Here is a 3,071-nt window from a genome sequence, read left to right on the forward strand (position 1 = left end):
GTGCGGCGCGCATCGCGCTGTTCGACACCGCGCGCGGCCGCACCGCGGCCATCGCCGAACGGCTCGCCGCCGAGTTCGGCGTCGACGTGGTCTCGCTGGCGCAGCCGGCACCGGCCGGCTTCGACCTGGTCGTCAACGCGACGCCGCTCGGCCTGCAGGCCGACGATCCGCTGCCCTTCGACCCCGCGCAGCTCGACCGCACGGCCGTGGTGGTCGACATCCTGATGAAGAACCAGCCGACGCCGCTGCTGCGGGCCTGCCATGCACGCGGCATCGTCGCGCACCCCGGCTTCGAGATGCTGGTGCAGCAGGTGCCGGAGTACCTGCGCTTCTTCGGCTTCGATTCGATCGCGCAGGCGGTGCAGGCCGATGCCTCCGGGCTGCGCGCCATATTCCAACGACAAGGAGACACGACATGAACCCATCGATCCGCCGCGGTCTGATCGCCGCGCTGCTCGGCACGGCTGCCTGTTGCACCGCGCTGTCCGTCCAGGCCCAGACCGTCAAGCTGGCCGTGATCCAGGAGCTGTCGGGCACCGGCGCCACGGCCGGCACGAACGCGAAGAACGGCATCGAGCTCGCGGTGAAGGAGATCAACGCCGCCGGCGGCATCCTCGGGCGCAAGCTCGAGACGCTGGTCAACGACACGCAATCGAACCCGGGCGTCGCGAAGGGCCTGGCGACGAAGGCGGTGGACGACGAGGTGTTCGCGGTGCTCGGGCCCACCTTCTCCGGCTCGGTGCTGGTGAGCATGGCCGAGACGCGGCGTGCCGAGGTGCCCAACTTCACCGGCGGCGAGGCCACCTCGATCACGCAGCAGGGCAACCCGTACATCTTCCGCACCAGCTTCACGCAGGCCTCGTCGATGCCGAAGGTGGCGCGCTACATCGCGGCCACGCTGAAGGCGAAGACGGTGGCGGTGATGTTCGTCAACAACGACTTCGGCAAGGGCGGGCGCGATGCCTTCGTCAAGTCGGCCGAGGCGAGCGGGCTGAAGGTGGCGGCCGACATCTCCACCGAATCGGGCCAGGTCGACTTCGCGGCGCCGGTGCTGCGCGCGAAGCAGAGCAATGCCGACGTGCTGTTCGTCTACACCAACGAGGAGGAGTCGGCACGCGCGCTGCGCGAGCTGCGCAAGCAGGGCTGGAGCAAGCCGGTGATCGGCGAGACCACGCTGACCGGCCAGAAGGTGATCGACCTGGCGGGCGAGGCGGCGAACGGCGCGATCGCGCACGTCGGGCTGACGGTGGATGCGCCGACGCCGGCGATGCGGGCCTTCCGCAGCAAGTTCGAGAAGGAATACAAGTACGTCTCGGACCACAACGGCATCAAGGGCTACACCAGCGTCTACATGCTGAAGGCGGCGATCGAGAAGGTCGGCAAGTTCGACCGCGTGGCGGTGGCGAAGGCGCTGCACGGGCTGACGATCACCGTGGCGAAGGAGCCGGGCGTGCTGATGGACGTGAGCATCGATGCCAACGGCGATCTCGACCGCGAGAGCTTCATCGTCGAGGTGAAGAACGGCAAGCAGGAGGTGCGGGAGACGCTGCCGGCGCTCGGCAGGAAGTCGTGACCTGATGGCCGCGACAAGACTGCCGTGACATGAGCGATTTCCTGCAACTGGTGCTCTCGGGCATGGCGACGGGCAGCATCTATGCGCTGGCCGCGCTCGGCTTCACGCTGCTGTGGCAGGCCTCGGGCACGATCAACTTCGCGCAGGGCGAGTTCGTGATGCTGCCGGCCTTCACGATGCTCGGCTTCATGAGCGTCGGCCTGCCGCTGTGGGCCGGCTTCGTGCTGACCTGCGTGCTGGCGGTGGCCGTGCTCGGCTGGGCCTTCAAGCGCGGCATCGCCGATCCGCTGCTGCGCTTCGGGTTGATGCCGGTGGTGGTGGCCACCATCGGCCTGGCGATCGCGATGCGCAACGGCGTGCGGGCCGGCTTCACCGCCGAGGCGCATCCGTTCCCCGGCCTGTTCGCCGACCGGCTGTTCCATGTCGGCGGGGTCGCGGTGACGCTGGTCGACCTGGGCACGCTCGCGATGGCGCTGGTGCTGGTGTTCGGCACGCAGGCCTTTCTCGCCAAGACGGTGACCGGCCGCGCGATGCAGGCGGTGGCGCAGAACACCGAGAGTGCCACCGTGCTCGGCATCGACGTGCCGCGCATGGTGTTCTACACCTTCGCGATCAATGCGCTGCTGGCCTGTGCCGCGGCACTGCTGATCACGCCGACCTACCTGGCGAAGTTCGACATGGGCGAACCGCTGGGCACCAAGGCCTTCTTCGCCGCGATCATCGGCGGCTTCAACAACTCGCGCGGCGCGCTGCTCGGCGGCCTGATCGTCGGCGTGGCCGAGAACCTGGCGTCGGCGTACATCTCGCCGGCCTACAAGGACGCCGTCGCGCTGGTGGTGTTCATGCTGGTGATCCTGTTCAAGCCGCAGGGGCTGCTGGGCCGCCGCGAGGAGCGCAAGGTATGAGGCGCGACAAGTCCCTGGCCACCGCGCTGGTGCCCGGCCTGCTCGGCCTGGCGCTGCTGGTCGCCGTGCCGCCGTTCCTGAAGAGCTACGGCCTGTACCTGCTGAGCTACTGGCTGGTGTTCGTGATCGCGACGATGGGGCTGAACCTGACGGTCGGCCACGCGGGGCAGAAGTCGCTCGGGCACGCGGCCTTCTTCGGCATCGGCGCCTACACGCTGGCGATCGTGATGAAGGCCGGCTTCAGCTTCTGGCTGGGTTTGCCGCTCGCGATGGCGGGCTGCTTCGTGGTCGGGCTCGCGCTCGGCTTTCCGGCGCTGCGGGTGCAGACGATCTACCTCGCGTTCGCGACGCTGGGCTTCAACACCGCGGTGTGGCTGGTGATGCGCAACGAGGAGTGGCTGACCGGCGGCACCTTCGGCATCAACAACATCGCGCGGCCCTCGCTGGCCGGGCTGTCGCTGGATCGCAGCCTGCCGTACTACTACTTCATCCTCGGCTGCACGCTGGTGCTGGGCGCTGTGCTGTGGAAGCTGCTGCGTTCGCCGTGGGGCAAGGCCTTCACCGCGCTGCGCGACAACCCGATCCGGGCCGAG

At 68.6% G+C, this 3,071-nt stretch carries 4 protein-coding genes; all 4 read left to right on the top strand.

From position 1 onward, the window contains the following. A partial coding sequence (locus tag AC1D01_RS27520; RefSeq protein WP_477872055.1) for a shikimate dehydrogenase family protein occupies window positions 1-419 on the top strand: 419 nt, incomplete at its 5' end. Further along, the gene (locus AC1D01_RS27525) at window positions 416-1,573 is read left to right on the top strand and encodes an ABC transporter substrate-binding protein (protein WP_477872057.1); all 1,158 of its coding nucleotides are present in this window, start codon (window positions 416-418) and stop codon (window positions 1,571-1,573) included. The genes AC1D01_RS27520 and AC1D01_RS27525, both read left to right, overlap by 4 nt. A 29-nt stretch (window positions 1,574-1,602) precedes the next feature. Next, the gene (locus AC1D01_RS27530; RefSeq protein ID WP_477872059.1) at window positions 1,603-2,478 is read left to right on the top strand and encodes a branched-chain amino acid ABC transporter permease; all 876 of its coding nucleotides are present in this window, start codon (window positions 1,603-1,605) and stop codon (window positions 2,476-2,478) included. Beyond that, on the top strand, window positions 2,475-3,071 hold a 597-nt coding region (locus AC1D01_RS27535), incomplete at its 3' end, for a branched-chain amino acid ABC transporter permease (RefSeq protein ID WP_477872061.1). The genes AC1D01_RS27530 and AC1D01_RS27535, both read left to right, overlap by 4 nt.

It is taken from the genome of Rhizobacter sp. P3_B12, from assembly GCF_056402895.1.